Annotated in this window: 15 protein-coding genes; 6 read left to right on the top strand and 9 right to left on the bottom strand. The window is 66.1% G+C overall.

Features of this window, described 5'->3' with window-relative positions; all coding sequences use genetic code 11:
- Position 1: 1 nt before the first annotated feature.
- The 6 genes from ACMGRF_RS06560 to cmk form a co-directional block, all read right to left on the bottom strand.
- The gene (locus tag ACMGRF_RS06560; RefSeq protein ID WP_414485718.1) at positions 2 to 991 is read right to left on the bottom strand and encodes an MraY family glycosyltransferase; all 990 of its coding nucleotides are present in this window, start codon (positions 989 to 991) and stop codon (positions 2 to 4) included.
- Positions 992 to 994: 3 nt separating this feature from the next.
- Complete coding sequence (lapB, locus tag ACMGRF_RS06555; protein WP_019661300.1) at positions 995 to 2,173, bottom strand: lipopolysaccharide assembly protein LapB; 1,179 nt, start codon at positions 2,171 to 2,173, stop codon at positions 995 to 997.
- A 6-nt stretch (positions 2,174 to 2,179) separates the two neighbouring features.
- Positions 2,180 to 2,464, bottom strand: a complete 285-nt coding sequence (locus ACMGRF_RS06550; protein ID WP_049411484.1) for a LapA family protein — start codon at positions 2,462 to 2,464, stop codon at positions 2,180 to 2,182.
- A gap of 77 nt (positions 2,465 to 2,541) precedes the next feature.
- Positions 2,542 to 2,847 (bottom strand): integration host factor subunit beta, encoded by a 306-nt coding sequence (locus tag ACMGRF_RS06545; protein WP_005409286.1) that lies wholly within the window; start codon positions 2,845 to 2,847, stop codon positions 2,542 to 2,544.
- Between the two features lie 87 nt (positions 2,848 to 2,934).
- A complete protein-coding gene (gene rpsA, locus ACMGRF_RS06540) occupies positions 2,935 to 4,620 on the bottom strand; it encodes a 30S ribosomal protein S1 (protein ID WP_005416230.1) in 1,686 nt (561 codons plus the stop codon).
- A gap of 198 nt (positions 4,621 to 4,818) precedes the next feature.
- Entirely contained in the window at positions 4,819 to 5,496 is a 678-nt protein-coding gene (gene cmk, locus ACMGRF_RS06535; protein ID WP_100477954.1) for a (d)CMP kinase, read from the bottom strand.
- Positions 5,497 to 5,693: 197 nt separating this feature from the next.
- Between cmk and ykgO the strand changes: the two genes are divergently transcribed.
- From ykgO to ACMGRF_RS06505, 6 genes are all read left to right on the top strand, one after another.
- Complete coding sequence (gene ykgO / locus ACMGRF_RS06530) at positions 5,694 to 5,819, top strand: type B 50S ribosomal protein L36 (RefSeq protein ID WP_005409283.1); 126 nt, start codon at positions 5,694 to 5,696, stop codon at positions 5,817 to 5,819.
- A 175-nt stretch (positions 5,820 to 5,994) separates the two neighbouring features.
- Positions 5,995 to 6,294 carry a hypothetical protein gene (locus ACMGRF_RS06525; protein ID WP_373695432.1) on the top strand — a complete coding sequence of 100 codons (300 nt, stop codon included), beginning with the start codon at positions 5,995 to 5,997 and terminating at the stop codon, positions 6,292 to 6,294.
- A gap of 39 nt (positions 6,295 to 6,333) precedes the next feature.
- Entirely contained in the window at positions 6,334 to 7,371 is a 1,038-nt protein-coding gene (locus ACMGRF_RS06520) for an agmatine/peptidylarginine deiminase (protein WP_111097203.1), read from the top strand.
- Between the two features lie 161 nt (positions 7,372 to 7,532).
- Positions 7,533 to 8,420 (top strand): carbon-nitrogen hydrolase, encoded by an 888-nt coding sequence (locus ACMGRF_RS06515; RefSeq protein ID WP_049442792.1) that lies wholly within the window; start codon positions 7,533 to 7,535, stop codon positions 8,418 to 8,420.
- A gap of 14 nt (positions 8,421 to 8,434) precedes the next feature.
- Positions 8,435 to 8,965, top strand: a complete 531-nt coding sequence (locus tag ACMGRF_RS06510) for a GNAT family N-acetyltransferase (protein ID WP_049411472.1) — start codon at positions 8,435 to 8,437, stop codon at positions 8,963 to 8,965.
- Between the two features lie 4 nt (positions 8,966 to 8,969).
- Positions 8,970 to 10,190 (top strand): TraB/GumN family protein, encoded by a 1,221-nt coding sequence (locus tag ACMGRF_RS06505; RefSeq protein WP_088496762.1) that lies wholly within the window; start codon positions 8,970 to 8,972, stop codon positions 10,188 to 10,190.
- A gap of 253 nt (positions 10,191 to 10,443) precedes the next feature.
- On the opposite strand, the gene ACMGRF_RS06500 is transcribed toward ACMGRF_RS06505, so the two are convergent.
- From ACMGRF_RS06500 to ACMGRF_RS06490, 3 genes are read right to left on the bottom strand one after another with little or no spacing between them, the layout of a single operon-like run.
- Positions 10,444 to 13,530 (bottom strand): efflux RND transporter permease subunit, encoded by a 3,087-nt coding sequence (locus ACMGRF_RS06500; protein ID WP_049411466.1) that lies wholly within the window; start codon positions 13,528 to 13,530, stop codon positions 10,444 to 10,446.
- Positions 13,527 to 17,048, bottom strand: a complete 3,522-nt coding sequence (locus ACMGRF_RS06495; protein ID WP_099487731.1) for an efflux RND transporter permease subunit — start codon at positions 17,046 to 17,048, stop codon at positions 13,527 to 13,529. Before ACMGRF_RS06495 ends, ACMGRF_RS06500 begins: the two co-directional genes overlap by 4 nt.
- On the bottom strand, positions 17,045 to 18,190 hold the full coding sequence (locus ACMGRF_RS06490) for an efflux RND transporter periplasmic adaptor subunit (protein ID WP_049411461.1): 1,146 nt from the start codon (positions 18,188 to 18,190) through the stop codon (positions 17,045 to 17,047). The genes ACMGRF_RS06495 and ACMGRF_RS06490 overlap by 4 nt, the downstream gene beginning before the upstream one ends.
- Between the last annotated feature and the right edge of the window lie 43 nt (positions 18,191 to 18,233).

Below are 18,233 nucleotides of genomic sequence, written 5' to 3'. Positions count from 1 at the left end.
GTCAGGTATTTCCTTGTCGGTAGCGCATTCCATTGCGCAGGAGGAGCCAGAGGACGCTCAGCGCGGTGAACCACGCGATCGCCACGGCAGCCTCCCACCTCGGCTGCAGATTGGAGCAGACATTGAACACTGTAATACTGAACAGGCCCAAAGCAAAGTACATCCCTGTCACCTGGGGGTGACTGGCTCCTGCCTGCACCGCGCGCTGGTAGACGTGCTGGGTATGGGGTTCCATCCAGCGTTGTCCCGAAATGATGCGCGCCAGCAGTGTGAAGCCTGCGTCCACGAGGAACGGCGAAACCGGGACCAGCAGCAGGATCCAGTTGATATCGGTACGCACGCTGGCGAGCGCCAGCACCGCTGCGACCGCATACCCCAACGCGCCGCTTCCGACATCGCCCATGAAGATCCGGGCCCGCGGGAAGTTGAACGGCAGGAATCCCAGGCAGGCCAGGCCCAGCGCCACGGCAGCCAGCGAGTACGGCCACGGCAGCACCGGCGCCAGCCCCAGCATCGCTACGACGGCCTGGCTGGCGGCAATGCCGTTGATGCCGTCCATGAAATTCCAGATGTTGATCAGTGAGGCGGTGAACAGCAGCACCAGCGCCGCCAACAGCCAGCTTCCGCCGTTCACCTTGACCAGGCCGGCCAGCAGCGCCGCAGCGACGAAGTGCACCAGCAGGCGACGCATCGCCGGCAGGGGCTTGTGGTCGTCCCACCAGCCGATGCCGGCCACCAGCACCAGCCCAAGGCTGGCCACCAGCAAGCTGGGAGTCGCTTCGGGCCAGGCCCACATGGCCACGCCAGCAGTCACCAGCAGGCTGATGACGATGGCGATGCCGCCACCGCGCGGGGTGGCAACGCTATGGCTGCGGCGTTCGCCGGGCTGGTCCATCAACTGCCGGCGCAATGCATAGCCGCGTGCCGCCCAGGTCAGCAGCGCGCTCAGCAGGGCGAGCGCCAGCAGCGCGCCCATCACAAGCCAGGGCATGGATCAGAGCACCGCGTAGTTCAGCAGCGGCTTGACCGTTCCCCACTCCTTGCAGCTCGGGCACTGCCAGTGGTGGGTACGTGCCCCGAAGCCGCAGCGGGTGCAGCGATAGGCCGGGTTGCGCACCAGCAGCTGGTCGGTGATGTGCTTGAGGTCATGCAGGGTGGCGGTGGAATCGGCGCCCTCGGCGAGGGTGAGGTCGATCAGCGCGGACTCGCCACGCACCGACGGGCGATCCTTCAGCTGGCGGCCGAGGTAGGCACGCGCCGGGGCCACGCCCTCCTGTTCTTCCATCAGCCGGGTCAGCGCCAGCACCGGGGCAATGCCACGGTAATGCTCGGTCATCTCCGACAGGAACGCGCGCGCACCTGCCAGATCGCCCACCTTGCGATAGTTCTGCATCAACGCCGGCAGCAGTTCCGGCAGGTATTCGGGATCGTTGCGCGCGGCGCGCTCGAAGGCGCGCACGGCGGCCTCAGGATTGCCCGCGTCGGTTTCCAACCGGCCCTCGATGATGCCGGCGCGCACCGACATCGCATCGGCCTGGTAGGCGCGGGCGATCGCTGCCCTCGCCTCTTCCAGCTTGCCGGCGCCACGGAATCGCTCGGCCAGTTCGCACTCGAACTGCCCGATCAGCTTGCCCATCGGCTCGCCGGTGACATCCTCGAACCGGGTGGCGTTGTCGATGGCCTTTTCCCAATCGCGCTCGGCCTGGTAGATGCCGATCAGGTGCTTGAGCGCCTGCGGTGCGCGCTGATCCAGCTGGGCCAGCTCGGTGAACACGGTCTCGGCACGGTCCAGCAGGCCGGACTTCATGTAGTCCTCGCCCAGGGCCAGCAGGGCCTGCACGCGTTGTGCGTCACTCAGGTCATGGCGATTGACCAGGCCCTGGTGCAGGCGGATGGCGCGGTCGACTTCGCCACGACGGCGGAACAGATGGCCCAGCGCGACCTGGGTCTCGAAGGTTTCCTTGTCCAGCTCGGCGATGTGCAGGAACAGCTCGATGGCCTTGTCCGGCTGCTCGTTGAGCAGGTAGTTCAGGCCACGGAAATAGGTACTGGACAGGCGGCTGACCTGGTTGTCACCGTGGCGTTGGCCACCACGCCGCCCGATCACCCACCCGGCCAGTGCGGCCAGCGGAACGAACAGGAAGAACCAGAACCACTCGGTGACGAAATCCATCTTCGATCAACGTCCATCAAAAGATTGGGGGGAAGCAACCGGTGCCGGCGAAGCGACAGCAGACTTGTTGGCGCGACGCAGCTGGCCGTAGAGCGGAATGACCACGCTCACCAGCACCAGGCCAGCACCGACGATGACACCGATCAGCAATGCGGCAATGATTGCCACGCCGACCGAGGTCTTCAGTTGGGTGAAAACAAGGTTGATGGTCATCTCGTCCATGTTCATGGCACCGATGATCAACCCGAGAATGAGTACCGCCAGCAGGACCAGCAGACGAAAAACCTTCATGCGACAGCTCCAGTGGCAGGAGTCCGTAGCTTATCCGACTCGCGGCTGGATTCGCACGCGGTGGCGCGACGGCAGGCTCAGGCCGGATCGGCGTCCAGCGGCAGCACACTGCTGACCCGCTCGCGCAGTTCCTTGCCCGGCTTGAAATGGGGGACATGCTTGCCCGGCAGGGCAACCGATTCGCCGGTCTTCGGGTTGCGACCCAGGCGCGGCGGACGATAGTGCAGCGAGAAGCTGCCAAATCCACGGATTTCGATGCGATCCCCGGCGGACAGCGATCCGCCCATCATTTCCAGCAACGACTTCACCGCCAGATCGACATCATCGGCCTTCAGGTGCGCCTGGCGGCGCGCAAGGATTTCGATCAGTTCGGATTTGGTCATTACCGGCTCACATCAGGGGCATCTCAGCCTGAAACGGCCCGGGCAATGCCCGGGCCGTCCAGGAAACAACGAACAGCCTAAGGCCGATTACTCGGACTTGTTGCCGTTCAGCTGTGCACGCAGCAGCGCGCCCAGCTGGGTGGTGCCGCTGGAAGCCGAAGAGGACTGGTATTCCTCCAGCACTTCGCGCATTTCAGCGTCGTCCTTGGCCTTGATCGACAGCTGCAGGGTACGGCCCTTGCGGTCCATGCCCACGAACTTGGCTTCGACCTTGTCGCCGACCTTCAGGTGCTGGGTGGCGTCGTCAACGCGCTCGTTGGCGATGTCGCGGGCCGAGACGTAACCTTCGATGCCGTCAGCCAGTTCGATGATCGCGCCCTTGGCGTCGACTTCCTTCACCACGCCTTCGACCTTGGAGCCCTTCGGATTGGCAGCCATGTACTGGCCGAACGGATCCTGCTCCAGCTGCTTCACGCCCAGGGAGATGCGCTCGCGCTCCGGATCGACGGCCAGGACGACGGCGTCCAGGGTATCGCCCTTCTTGAAGTTGCGAACGACGTCTTCGCCGGTGGTGTTCCAGCTGATGTCGGACAGGTGGACCAGGCCGTCGATGCCGCCGTCCAGGCCGATGAAGATGCCGAAGTCGGTGATCGACTTGATCTGGCCCGACACCTTGTCACCCTTCTTGTGGGTGGCAGCGAAGGTTTCCCACGGATTGGCGGCAACCTGCTTCATGCCCAGCGAGATGCGGCGACGCTCTTCATCGACGTCCAGCACCATCACTTCGACTTCATCACCCACCTGGACAACCTTGGACGGGTTGACGTTCTTGTTGGTCCAATCCATCTCGGAGACGTGCACCAGGCCTTCGACGCCCGGCTCGATCTCAACGAACGCACCGTAATCGGTGACGTTGGAGACCTTGCCGAAGACGCGGCTGTTGGCCGGGTAACGACGGCCGATGTTGTCCCACGGATCCTCGCCCAGCTGCTTCAGGCCCAGCGAAACGCGGTTGCGCTCGCGGTCGAACTTCAGCACGCGGACGTCCAGCTCGTCGCCGACGTTCACGACTTCGGACGGGTGACGCACGCGCTTCCACGCCATGTCGGTGATGTGCAGCAGGCCGTCGATACCACCCAGGTCCACGAACGCGCCGTAATCGGTCAGGTTCTTGACGACACCCTTCAGGATCGCGCCTTCCTGCAGCTTGTCCATCAGCTGCTCGCGCTCTTCCGAGTGCTCGCTTTCGACGACAGCGCGGCGCGAGACCACGACGTTGTTACGCTTGCGGTCCAGCTTGATGAGCTTGAACTCGAGTTCCTTGCCTTCCAGGTAGGCCGGATCGCGCACCGGGCGCACATCGACCAGGGAACCCGGCAGGAAGGCGCGGACATCCTTGATGTCCACGGTGAAACCACCCTTGACCTTGCCGCTGATGCGGCCGGTGATGGTTTCGTTCTTTTCCAACGCTTCTTCCAGCTCGTCCCACACCATCGCGCGCTTGGCCTTCTCGCGCGACAGGACGGTTTCGCCGAAGCCGTTCTCGATCGAGTCGAGGGCGACCTTGACGATGTCGCCTTCGGCGACGTCGATTTCGCCAGCGTCGTTACGGAACTGTTCGATCGGCACGATGCCTTCGGACTTCAGGCCAGCGTTGATCACCACGACGTCGCCGCGGACTTCAACAACGGTACCGCTGACGATGGCGCCCGGCTTCAGCTTGGCCAGGTTGGCCTGGCTGGCTTCAAACAGTTCGGCAAATGATTCGGTCATTAGATTTACTCTGTTGGACACATGGGTCGGTGGCGTCCCCTTCAGGGGAATGGCGACCGCCCGCCTGTTGGTCGACCCCGGAAACGCAGGTCGTGTGTAGTAGGAAAACCGCCACGCATCATTGCGCGACGGAGCTGGTACAGCACTGCTTTGCGCGACCACTGCCGATGCGGCTGGCAGTGCTCCCGCGCGAACGGATCAGGCAGCCGGAACCGGAAGCAGATCCATCACTCGGGCAACGACATCATCGATGCCGATGCCTGTGGTGTCGATGAGGACAGCATCGTCTGCCGGCTTCAGGGGCGCCACGGTACGCTGAGCATCACGGGCGTCGCGGGCCATGATCTCGCGCAGGAGGTCATCAAAGTTAACAGAAACCCCCTTGTCTTTCAACTGCTTATGCCGGCGCTCGGCGCGCTCCTCGGCACTGGCGGTCAGGAAGACCTTGTAGGGGGCGTCCGGAAAGATCACCGTGCCCATGTCGCGGCCGTCGGCGACCAGGCCCGGCAGCTCCCTGAATGCGCGCTGGCGCTCCTTCAGGGCGGCCCGGACCTCCGGGATGGCGGCAATGGCCGAGGCCAGCGCCCCGGTGGTCTCCAGGCGCAGCTCGTCGGTGGCATCGGTGCCGTTGACCATGACCCGCATGGCATCGCCCTGCTCGACAAACTGAACGCGGGTGTCAAAGGTGCAGCGCACCAGCGCCGAGGCGTCGGAGGTATCGATGTCGGCCCAGCTTGCGGCCACGCCCACCGCCCGGTACAGCGCGCCCGAATCCAGGTAATGCCAGCCCATCCTGCGCGCGATGATGCGGCTGATGGTACCCTTGCCGGCCCCGGATGGGCCGTCGATGGTCAGGACGGGAGCGAGTGGATTCATGGGGGTCCCAGAGCGTGTGAAGAGGCCATTCTAGCCCCTGCCAGACGCCCCCAGCGGGATCTTTTGTGCAACCACTTGAAACCACGAGGAAAAGCCCGGTAGAATGGCGGGCTTGAACGAGCGTCAACTGCCGATTGTCTTTCGCATATCGCGGCCACGCTCCACCCGAACAACTACTGTTTACGCCGAGGTATGCCATGAAAGTCCTGTCCTCCCTGAAGTCGGCGAAGGCCCGTCACCGTGACTGCAAGGTCGTGCGTCGTCGTGGCAAGATCTTCGTCATCTGCAAGTCGAACCCGCGTTTCAAGGCGCGTCAGCGCTAAGCCTCACAGCCTTCCGGCTGCGGCTGGCCCTACGCGGGGCCGACCCGATGCAAGAAACCGCCTTCGGGCGGTTTTTTGTTTATGCGGCTTTTTCCTGCCGTTTTTGCTGTAATCGCCTTTCTTGACCACTGGGGAGTAGATCGAGATGAAGCGTTACCTGTCCGCCCTGGCCGTAATGGCCGCCCTGGCCGCCGCCACACCGGCACTGGCCGACACCCTGCTTGTCGACCGTGCCCGCGAGAAGCCGGCCGGTGCCCTGCCCGTGCGCGGCCAGAGCATGCAGCAGGTGCAGGCGCAGTTCGGCGCGCCCAGCGAGCAGCTGCAGCCGCGCGGCGGGCAGAAGCGGCAGTGGCCGACCATCAACCGCTGGGTGTACCCGCAGTTCACCGTCTACTTCGAGAAGCAGAAGGTGATCGACGTGGTGGCCAACCAGGCGGACCCGAACGAAATCGGCCCGAAACCGCCGATCCGTTGATCCCCTTACCCGCCCTGGGCGGGCCTGTGTAGCGAGACCATGAACCAGACCCTTCGTTTTCCTGCCGAGTGGGAAGCCCAGAGCGGCGTCCTGATTGCCTGGCCTACCGCCGACACCGACTGGGCCGACCGCCTGGGTCAGGTGGAAGAGACCTACATCGCCCTGGTCGCGGCCATCACCCGCTTCCAGCCGGTGCTGATCTGCGTGGCCGACGACGATGTGGAGACCTATGCCGAAATGCGGCTGCGCTCCAACCGCATCGACATGGACAAGGTCCACTTCACCACGGCCGCCTACGACGATACCTGGCTGCGCGACTCCGGCCCGATCACCCTGCGCCGCGCCGACGGCGGTTTCCAGCTGCTGGACTTCCGCTTCACTGGCTGGGGCGGCAAGTTCGACGCGACCCTGGATGACCAGCTGGTGGGCGTGCTCGACCAGGCTGGCGTGTTCAACGACGCCCCGGTGCGCAGCATTCCGTTCGCGCTGGAAGGCGGTGGCATCGAGACCGACGGCGAAGGCACCCTGCTGACCACCTGGAAGTGCCTGCACGAACGCCACCCGGACCGCGACCGCGCCAGCCTGAGCGCCGACCTGGCCGACTGGCTGCAGCAGGACCGCGTGCTGTGGCTGGACCACGGCTACCTGGAAGGCGACGACACCGACGCCCACATCGACACCCTGGCCCGCTTCGCTTCGCCTGACAGCATCGTCTACCAGGCCTGCGACGACGAGAGCGACTCGCACTACGCCGAACTGCAGGCGATGGGCAACGAGCTGGCCGCGCTGCGCACCAAGGACGGGAAGCCGTACCGCCTGTTCCCGCTGCCGTGGGCACAGCCGGTGATCGACGAAGGCCGCCGTCTTGCTGCGTCGTACGCCAACTACCTGATCGTCAACGGCGCGGTGCTGATGCCCGCTTATGGCGATCCGGCCGACGACCTGGCCCGTGATGTGCTGGCCCAGGCGCACCCGGGTCGCGAGATCGTGCAGGTGCCGTGCCGCTCGCTGATCTGGCAGAACGGTAGCCTGCACTGCATCACCATGCAGCTGCCGGAAGGGCTGTTGAAGGCATGACGGTAGTGCCGGCCGCTGGCCGGCAACCCTGCACTGCCTGATGGATCCACGGGATTGCCGGCCAGCGGCCGGCACTACCGATCGCACCCATTCAGCGCGCGACACGCCGCCGCCGCCCATCCGCGCTAACATGCAGGTTTTCCCCCGCAGGAACGCCCCGCATGAACTCGCGCAGCCCCCTTACCGTCGCCCTGATCCAGGAGCGCAACCACGGTGATGCCGCCGCCAACCTGGCGGTGATCGAAGCACGCGTGGCCGAGGCGGCTGCGCAGGGTGCCAAGCTGGTGCTGCTGCAGGAACTGCACAACGGCCCGTACTTCTGCCAGCACGAATCGGTGGACGAGTTCGACCTGGCCGAACCCATTCCGGGCCCGAGCACCGAGCGCCTGGGCGCATTGGCCAAGAAGCATGGCGTGGTGCTGGTCGGCTCGCTGTTCGAGCGCCGCGCTGCCGGCCTGTACCACAACACCGCGGTGGTGTTTGAAAAGGACGGCACCCTGCTCGGCAAGTACCGCAAGATGCACATCCCGGACGACCCGGGCTTCTACGAGAAGTTCTACTTCACCCCGGGCGACATCGGCTTCACGCCGATCGACACTTCGGTGGGCCGCCTGGGCGTGCTGGTGTGCTGGGACCAGTGGTACCCGGAAGCGGCGCGGCTGATGGCGCTGGCCGGTGCCGAGCTGCTGCTGTACCCGACCGCGATCGGCTGGGACCCGGACGACGTGCAGGACGAGAAGACCCGCCAGCGCGACGCCTGGGTGCTGAGCCACCGCGGCCACGCCGTGGCCAACGGCCTGCCGGTGCTGAGCTGCAACCGCGTCGGCCACGAAGCCTCGCCGCTGGGCGCGTCGGGCATCCAGTTCTGGGGCAACAGCCACGTGCTCGGCCCGCAGGGCGAGTTCCTGGCCGAGGCCGGCACCGATGCCACCGTGCTGCTGTGCGATGTCGATCTGCAGCGCAGCGAGCATGTGCGCCGCATCTGGCCGTTCCTGCGTGATCGCCGCATCGATGCCTACGGCGACCTGCTCAAGCGCTACATCGACTGAGCCGGAGCCCGCGCATGGCCGTCCTCATCCGAGATGCCGGTCCGGCCGACATCGCCGCGATCACTGCGATCTACGCGGTGGAAGTGACCGACTTCGTCAATACCTACGAGTACGACATCCCGGACGCGAACGAGATGCTGCGCCGCATGCGCGACATCATCGACCGTGGCTTCCCCTACCTGGTCGCCGAGATCGACGGCCAGGTGGCCGGCTATGCCTATGCCAACACCTATCGCACCCGCATCGCCTACCAGTGGACCGTGGAGAACTCGGTCTACGTCGATGCCGCGTTCCAGGGCAAGGGTGTCGGCACCGGCCTGCTACAGGCCTTGATCGATGCCTGCATCGCGCGTGGCTACCGGCAGATGGTGGCGGTGATCGGCGAACCGACCAACACCGCCTCGATCAAGCTGCACGAACGCTTCGGCTTCGAGCGGGTGGGCGTGTTCCGTGGCCTCGGCCGCAAGCATGGCCGCTGGCTCGACACCGTGCAGATGCAGCGCGCGCTCGGCGATGGCGCCGACACCGCACCCTCCAATGAATGAACCCATGACCGAAACCCTTCCCGAGACCGGCGACGACCTGTTCGCCGGCCAGCCGGTGCGCGTCGTCGAACGCGACGGCGTGCGCTACACCCTGCTGGGCACTGCCCACGTCTCTCGCGCCAGCGTCGAGGCCGTTGAAAAAGCCATCGACAGCGGCCGCTTCGATGCCGTTGCCGTCGAGCTGGACCCGCAGCGCCTGCAGGCGCTGAGCGACCCCGACACGCTGGCCAAGCTCGACCTGGTCGAGGTGATCCGCAAGGGCCGCGTCGCCCTGTTCGCCGCCAACCTGGCCCTGTCCGCCTACCAGCGCCGCCTGGCCGAGCAACTCGACATCGAGCCCGGTGCCGAGCTGAAGCGTGCGGTGGAACTCGCCCGCGAACGCAACCTGCCGGTGCACCTGATCGACCGCGAGGTCGGCCTGACCTTCCGCCGAGCGTCGCAACGGCTGGGGTTCTTCGGCAAGCTGAAGCTGGTCGCCGGCCTCGGCGCCGGCCTGTTCTCGTCCGAGGAAGTGGGCGAGAACGAGATCGAGAAGCTCAAGCAGGGCGACATGCTGGAGTCGAGCTTCGGTGAGTTCGCCAGCGAGAGCCCGGCGCTGTACGAGACCATCATCGGCGAGCGTGACCGCTACATGGCCACCCGCCTGCGCGAAGAACACGACCCACACCAGCGCGAAGTGCTGGCAGTGGTCGGAGCCGGCCACCTGGCGGGTCTGGCACGCCACCTGGAAACCGACACCGAGGCACCGGCGCCGCTGCGCGCCGAGCTGGAGGCAGTGCCGAAGAAGCGCAACATCCCGTGGTTCACGCTGGGCATCCTGGCGATCGTGGCGACCGGCATCGGCGTAGGCTTCTACCGCGGCGGCCTGGGCGTAGGCACCGAGCTGCTGGCAACCTGGGCAATGTATACCGGCGGCCTGGCCGGCCTGGGCTGCCTGCTGGCCGGCGGTCACCCGCTGAGCATCCTCACCGCGATCGCGGTGGCCCCGTTCAAGCCGTTCCGCCTGAGCATCCCGACCGGCGCCTTCTCGGCACTGGTGGAAGCGCGTGTGCGCAAGCCAGCCTACGAGGACTTCCTGAAGCTGCGCGACGACGCGCAGAGCCTGAAGGGCTGGTACCGCAATCGCGTTACCCGCGTGGTGCTGACCTTCATGCTGACCAACATCGGCAGCATGCTCGGCCTGTGGCTGACCACGTTCAAGGTGTGGGGCAAGGTGGCGGGGTAAACCCCTCAACCGGCCACAGAATCTGTAGCGCCCGAGCCCATGCCCGGGCGACGCCGCAACGCGGTGAACAGCAGCCGAGCATGGCTATGCCGGCCGTCCTGGCCGACACCCTCCGGGCCGCCGCAAGCGACGTTGGCAGCGGCTCCTGCCGCTGCCTTCGGCTCTACAGAGGCAAGCAGACGCGGCGAGCAAAAAAGGGGGAGGCCGCCCCACTACGACCGGCCTCCCCCACACCACAACACGTTGGCGTGCCTTACAGCCGGGCAGCGCCCGGCTCTACCATCTCTACCCCACGCGCACGGCGGATCAGCCGCGTCACGGCATTGCGCAGGTCATCGAGCACCGCGTAGATCGTCGGCAGGAACAACAGGCTGACCACGGTCGAGAACGCCAGGCCGCCGGCAATCGCGCGCGCCATCGGCGAGTACTCCGGGCCATTGCCGAACATCTGCGTGTCGGTCAGCGAGATCGGCACCATCGCCAGGATCGCCGTGCCCATGGTCATCATGATCGGGCGCAGGCGTTCACGTGAGCCTTCCACCAGCGCCTGGGTACGGCCCATGCCGCTGCGCCGCAGGTTGTTGATGTGCTCGATCATCACGATGCCGTTGTTCACCACCACGCCCATCAGCACCAGGATGCCGATGAAGGACATGATCCCGAACGAGGTGCCGGTGATCCAGAACAGCCAGAACACGCCGAAGATCGAGAACAGCACGCCGCTCATGATCGCCGCCGGGAACAACAGCGACTCGAATACCGCCGCCATCACCACGTAGATCATCACCAGCGCGATCAGCAGGTTGAACACCATCTGCTGCATGGCTTCGTCGTCGTTGCCGTAATCGCCGCCGTCGAAGGTGAAGCCATAGCCGGCCGGGAAGTTCATCGGCTTGAGCACGGCTTCGATCGCCTTGCGCCCGTCCGGCGCGGTGACCTTCTCGGCCAGGTTGGCCTTGATGGTCAGCGTCGTCTGACGGTTGGTGCGGCCGATCTGGGTGGCTGACGAACCAACGTCCACGGTGACCAGGCTCAGCAGCGGCACGCTGCGGCCATCGCCGGTACGCACGCTGAAACCGGCCAGGTCTTCCGGGCTGCTCTGCTCGGCGCCGGCAAAGCGCACCCACACCGGCACTTCATTGTCACCGCGGCGGAACTCGCGCATCGGTGCGCCGCGCAGCGCCAGGCCGACGAAGCTGGCCACCTGTTCGGCGTTGAAGCCGAACGCTGCGGCACGCTCACGGTCGACGCGCACCTTCAGCTCGCCGCCCTTCTCGCCGTTGTCGATGCGCACGTCCCGCAGTTCGGCACGCTGCGCCAGCAACGGCACCACTTCCTGGCCGATCTCCTGCAGCATGGAGCTGGAGTCGCCCACCAGCTGCACCTGCACGCCCTGGTTGCCGCCACCACCGCCATCGCCGCCCTGGTTGCCGACGAAATAGTCGGTGCGGGCGGACTTCGGCAGGCCCTTGCGCAACTGCTCCTGCAGCGCCTTGATGTCCTTGGCGTACTTCTCGTCCAGGGTGACCACCGTGGAGCTGCCTTCCTGTTCGCTGTACCAGGAGTACACCTGCTTGACGTGCAGGCGTTCGCGGTTCTGGTCGATCCAGTTCTCCACCCGCGCCACTTCCTCGGACATCTGCCGGTAGGTGTAGGCGCCCTTCCACATGTAACCGATGAAGATGTCCTTGCCGCCCTCGCCACCGAACATGTCGACCTTGGTCAGCTTCATCGGCACCAGGCTGACCAGCACCACCAGCAGGATGCCGAGCAGGCTCCAGCCGCGGTGGTGCAGCGACCAGTCCAGCAGCTGCGCGTAGCGGCGCTGCAGGCGCGCGATCAGGCCGGTCTGCGAGTGCACCAGCTTGGGGGTGGCCATGCGTGCGGACAGCATTGGGATCAGGCTGACCGCGACCAGCCACGAGGCCAGCAGCGAAACCGAGATGGTGATCGCGATCTGCGCCATGAAGATGCTGATGTTGTTGGTTTCGCCGAACAGGTTCGGCACGAACACGATGCAGTGGCAGAGCGTGCCGGCGCTGAGCGCGATGGCCACGTTGCGGGTGCCGATGATCGAGGCCAGCCGTGGCTGTCCCGGCATGCGCTCGCGCTCCTGGTAGATGCTCTCCACCACCACCACGGCGTTGTCGACCAGCATGCCCACCGCGAGCAGCAGGCCCATCATGGTCAGGATGTTCAGCGTCACCCCGACGAAGTACATGAAGCCCAGCGTGATGGTGAAGCAGATCGGAATGGCCAGGGTCACCATCAGCGTCGACGGCCAATGGCGCAGGAAGAAGAACAGCACCGTCACCGACAGGATCAGGCCGACCGCACCGGCCTCGGCCAGTTCCAGCAGCGACGAGGTCACCGCCTTGCCCTGGTTGTCGATCACCTTGATCTGCACGTCACGCATCGACGGCTGCGCGCGGATCGCCTCGACTTCGGCCAGCGCCGCACGCGAAACGTCCACCAGGTTGGCACTGCGCTCCTTGAAGATGTCCAGGCCGACGGCCGGGTTGCCGTCCAGGCGGCGCCCGTAGTTCATCCGCGCCGGCTTCAGGCGCACGTCGGCGATATCGCCCAGGCGCAGGCCCTTGGCGTTGATCACCAGGTCGCGCATTTCCTGCAGGTCGGTGATCTCGCCCACCGGCTGCACGCGCACGCGCTGGCCGTTGTCGTCGATCTGACCGGCCGAGATCGAGAAGTTCAGCGTGCGCAGGCGCTCGCTCAGCTCGTTGATGCTCAACCCATGCGCGTTGAGCCGGTTCGGATCGATGGCGATCTCCACCTCGTTCGGCGGTGCGCCGGTGATGTCGACCCGGGCCACACCCGGGATGCGCTCGATGCGCCGTTTGAACTCACGGTCGAGCATGTCATAGGCAGTGGTCAGGTCGGTGGTGCTGGCCAGGCGCACCTTCAGTACCGGCTGGTCACTGCTGGACCACTTGAACACGTTGTAGCGCTGCAGGTCGTCGGGCAGGTCGCTGCGGATCGCATCGATACGCTCGCGCGCGTCGGACGCGGCAATGGCGATGTCGCGGTCCCAGTCGCTGAACTCGATATAGATCAGCGCCGCCTCGGAGGTGGCCGATGAGCGCATGCGCTTGATGCCGGTCATCGTCGCCAGCGACTCCTCGACCGGGCGGATGATGGTCCGCTCCACTTCCTCGGGCGTCGAACCGGTGTATGGGATCTGCACGAACAGGAATGGCGCGGAGATGTCCGGCAGCGCCTCCAACGGCAGCCGGAACGAAGCGATCAGGCCGATCACCACCAGCGACACGAAGCACATGATGGTGGTGACCGGGCGGCGGATGGAGAACTCGGCAACGCTCATGCCGGCTCCTCCACGCCTGCCGTGCCGCCCTCGTCGCCGTGCAGGCCTTCACCGGCATGCTTGCGGCCGCGCTCACGGTAGTAGGCGTCGCCGCGACGATCCATCAGGTCGTACACCACCGGGATCACCAGCAGCGTCAGCAGCGTCGACACCAGCAGGCCACCGATCACGGTGATCGCCATCGGTGCACGCACTTCGGCGCCCTCGCCCATCGCCACCGCCAGCGGCAGGAAGCCGAACAGCGTGCACAGCGTGGTCATGATGATCGGGCGCAGGCGCGAACGCGCACCTTCCACCAGCGCCTCATGCTTGGCCACACCGGCTTCGCGCAGCTGGTTGACCTTGTCGATCAGGATGATCGCGTTCTTGGTGACCAGGCCGACCAGCAGGATCAGGCCGATGAACACCACCACCGAGATGGGCTTGCCGGTCAGCATCAGCGCCAGGATCGCGCCGACCAGCGCCAGCGGGATGGTGAACAGGATCACGAACGGGTGCAGCAGCGACTCGAACTGCGAGGCCATCACCAGATAGACCAGGAAGATCGCCAGTCCAAAGGCGAAGATCAGCGACTTCGCCGCCTGCGCCAGCTCCTCGCCCTGCCCACCGATGTGCAGGCCAACGCCCGCGCCCAGCGGCTGCTCGGCCACCATCTGCTGCACTTCGCGCATGGCTGCGCCGAGGTCGATGTCGCGCAGGTTGGCCGATACCACCGCCACCCGGGTCTGGTCGGCACGATGGATCTCGCTGGGGCCGGTGGTGGCGACCACGTCGGCCACCGCGTCCAGGGTGACCGGGCGGGTGCTGCCCGGATTGACGATCAGACGGCGGATGCTCTCGACGCTGGCGCGGTCACCTTCCTGGGCACGCACCAGCACGTCGATCTTGCGATCACGGAAGCTGTAGCGGGTGGCGACGTCGCCGCGCACCTTCTTCACCACCACGTCGGCGATCTGGCGGGTGGTCAGGCCCAGCGCACCCGCGCGCTCCTGGTCGAAGCGGATCTGGATTTCCGGGAAGCCCTCTTCCACCGTCGATTTCACGTCGGCGTAGTGCGCATTGCCGCGCAGCATCGCCGCCAAGCGCTGGCCAGCCACTTCCAGAGTCGCCATGTCCTGCCCGCGCAGTTCGATTTCCAACGGCGTGGAGAAGCTGAACAACGCCGGCCGCGCGAAGTCGACCTGGGCGCCCGGGTGCTGGCTCATGGTGCCGCGCAGGCGCTCGGTGATTGCCGCTTCAGTGCGCGCGTTGCCACCGCCTTCCATCACCACGGTCAGCTTGCCGATGTTCTCGCCGCTCTCGGTGGGGCTGGCGTCCAGGCGGGTGCCGCTGCCGCTGACACCGTACAGCGAAGCCACGCCCTCCCCCTTGCCATGCGCCAGTTGCAGCTCACGCACCAGCGCATCGGTCTGCTTCAGCGGCGTGCCGGCGGGCAGCTTCACCGTCATTTCGAACCGGTCCTGCGCCAGCTGCGGGATCAGGTCCGCGCCAAGCATCGGCACCAGCGCCATGGTCGCCACGAAAATGATGGCTGCCACGCCCAGCACCTTGCCCGGATGTGCCAATGCGCTCGGCAACAGGCGCAGATAGCCGCGCTCGGCGCCTGCATAGGGCTTCATCGCCAGATCACTGGCCTTGCGCATCACCGGGCCGACCACTGCGACCACGCCGCGCCACACGCGCACGACAAGCCAGGCCAGTGCATAGAAGCTCCAGCGCACGCTGGCAACCACGCCACGGCGGCCCAGCGCGACCGGCTTCTGCCAGCGCTTCTGCGGCTGCCATGCGGCGTTCGGCGCCTCTTCCGGGAACGCCAGCGGTGGCCGCCCCTTCAGCGAGCTCAGCATCGGGATCAGGGTCATCGACACCAGCAGCGAGATCGCGATGGCGATCGCCACGGTCAGCGCCTGGTCGCGGAACAGCTGTCCGGCAATCCCGTCGACGAACACCAGCGGCAGGAACACGGCGATGGTGGTCAGGGTCGAGGCAACCACCGCCATGCTCACTTCGCGGGTGCCGGCAATGGCCGCCTGCAGGATGCCCAGGCCACGCTCGCGGGCCTTGGCGATGCTCTCCAGCACCACGATCGAGTCATCGACCACCAGGCCGGTGGCCAAGGCCAGGCCGCCCAGCGACATCACGTTCAGACTCAGGCCGAGCTGGCCCATGAAGAAGAACGTGGCGATGATCGATACCGGCAACGACAGGCTGATCACGAACGTGCTCCAGCCATCGCGCAGGAACAGGAAGATGATCAGGATCGCCAGCAGGCCACCGATCACCGCGTCCTTCTTGACGTCGGCAATGGCGTGCTCGATGAAGCGCGACTGGTCCTCGATGGTGGTCAGCTCGACATCGGACGGGAACGTGCCCTTGATCTGTTCCAGCCGCTTGCGCAGCGCTTCGGCGGTGGACACGGTGTTGGCGTCGCCTTCCTTGTAGATGGCCAGCTCGACCGATTCCTTGCCGCCCAGGCGGATGATCGCTTCGCGCTCCTTGTAGCCCTGGCGCACCGTGGCCACGTCCTTCAGGCGTACCGGCACGCCGTTGGCGACCACGCTGGAGCCACCACCGGACGATGCGCTCTGTGCCGCCGACGCCGCCGCGATGGCTGCAGCGGAACCTGTCGACGCGGCGATGTTGAACATCTGCTGCAGCGCCGAATCCGCTGCGCTGCCGTTGGCGGCCTGGGTGGTGACCAGCAGGTTGCGGATTTCCTCGAGGTCGGCGAACTGGTTGACGGTACGCACCAGGAAGCGCTGCGAGCCTTCCTCCAGGCGGCCGCCGGAGATGTTGATGTTCTCGTCCTTCAGGCGCTTGATGACGGTGTCGATCGGCAGGTTCAGCTGCGCCAGCTTCTGCTGGTCGATGTCGACCTGGATCTCGTCTTCCAGGCCGCCGCCCACCTTCACTGCTGCCACGCCGGTGACCGGCTCCAGCTTCTTCTTCAGGTCTTCATCGGCATAGCGGCGCAGGCCGGTCAGCTCGCGGACCGCATCGGCATCGCTGGTCGGCGCCGTCCTGTTCGACAGCACCAGGCGCATGATCGGCTCGGTGGACGGATTGAAGCGCAGCAGCACCGGGGCCTTGGCCTCCAGCGGCAGGTTCAGCGCTTCCATCTTGTCACGCACCTCCAGGCTGGCCTGGTCCATGTTGGTGCCCCAGGCGAACTCCAGCACCACATCGCTCTGGCCGGTGCGCGAGACCGACTTCAGCTTGCGCAGGTTCTTGACCACGCCCACCGCTTCTTCAACCGGCTGGGTGATCAGGGTTTCGATTTCGGTCGGCGCCGCACCGGTGTATTCGGTGCGCACGGTCAGCGTCGGGTAGCTCAGGTCGGGCAGCAGGTTGACCTTGAGGTTGCCGAGCGCGATCAGGCCGAACAGCAGCAGCGTGACCGTGCACATGGCGATGGTCACACGGCGACGCGTGGCGAATTCCACCAGGCCGCCGCGCATGCCGGCGGCGGCGCCGTCGCGCGCCGGCGAGGCACCGTGGTCGTGACCCGGGGCAGTCATTGCTTGCTCCCGGCCTTGTCTGCGGGCTTGGCGGCCGCCGCGACCGCCTTCGCCTTCGGATCGGCAATCACCTGCACCGTGGTGCCGTCGCGCAAGGCGACCTTGCCGGCGGTGACCACCTGATCACCGGCCGCCAGGCCATCACGGATCTCCACCCACGGGCCCTCGGCGTAACCCAGCTTGACCGGAACGCGTGCGACCTTGCCTTCGCGCACGCGGAACACCGCAGGTTCACCGTCATCGAGCAACGCCAGGCGCGGCACCACCAGCGCATCGGCACGCTGGTCGTAATCGATGCGGATGCGGCCGAACATGCCGGGCTGCAGCGCGTGGGCGGCGCCATCGAAGGCACTGACCACGCGAAACGTGCCGCTGCCCGAGTCCACGACCGGCGCGATGCGGTCGACGGTGCCGGTGAAGCTCTGGCCCGGCAGGGCGTCGGCCGCCAGCGTCACCGGCTGGCCGGCACGCAGGGTGGCCAGCTCACGTTCGGGTACGTTGAGGGTGGCCTCCAGCCGCGAGTTGTCGACGATGCGGAAGATCGGTGTATTGATCTGCACGAAGTTGCCGGTCTTGATCGAGCGTGAGGCGATCACACCGGAGATTGGTGCCACTACCGTGGTGTAGGACAGCTCCAGCGTGGCCAGGCGGTACTGCGCACGGACGTTCTCCAGGTCATAGCGCAGCTGGTCGACATCGGCGGCGCTGACCATCTGCTGGCCGACCAGCTTCTGTGCGCGTTGGTAGTTGTTTTCCAGCTTGCGCATCTGCGCTTCGCTCTGAGCCACGGCCAGGCGCGCGCGGTCCGGGTCCAGCCGCACCAGCGGCTGGCCGGCGGTGACCCGCTGCCCTTCCTCAACCAGCACTGCCAAGGCCACGCCGGAGGTTTTGGCGACCACCTGCGACTCTGCACGTGGCTCCAGCGCCGCGGTGCCTGTGTAGCTGGCTGCGACGGCACGATGGCTGGCCACCGCCACTTCGACCGGGACCGCGTCGACCTTCTTCTCCTCCTTGGTCTCGGCAGCCTTGGCTTCGGAATTGGGCCCTGCGGCGCAACCGCCCAGCAGCAGGGAGGTGGAGATCAGCAGTGCGGCAGCGCAGATTCCGCTGCGACGGCCGGACAGGAAGGTTGGGTGCGACATCGTCAGGTCCCTGGAGGATGCGTGGACAGGTGTGGTAGCAAAG

It is taken from the genome of Stenotrophomonas sp. EMP41 (assembly GCF_047495535.1).
GTDB classification, from domain to species: Bacteria; Pseudomonadota; Gammaproteobacteria; order Xanthomonadales; family Xanthomonadaceae; genus Stenotrophomonas; species Stenotrophomonas sepilia.
This window is presented reverse-complemented; position numbering and strand designations above follow the sequence as displayed.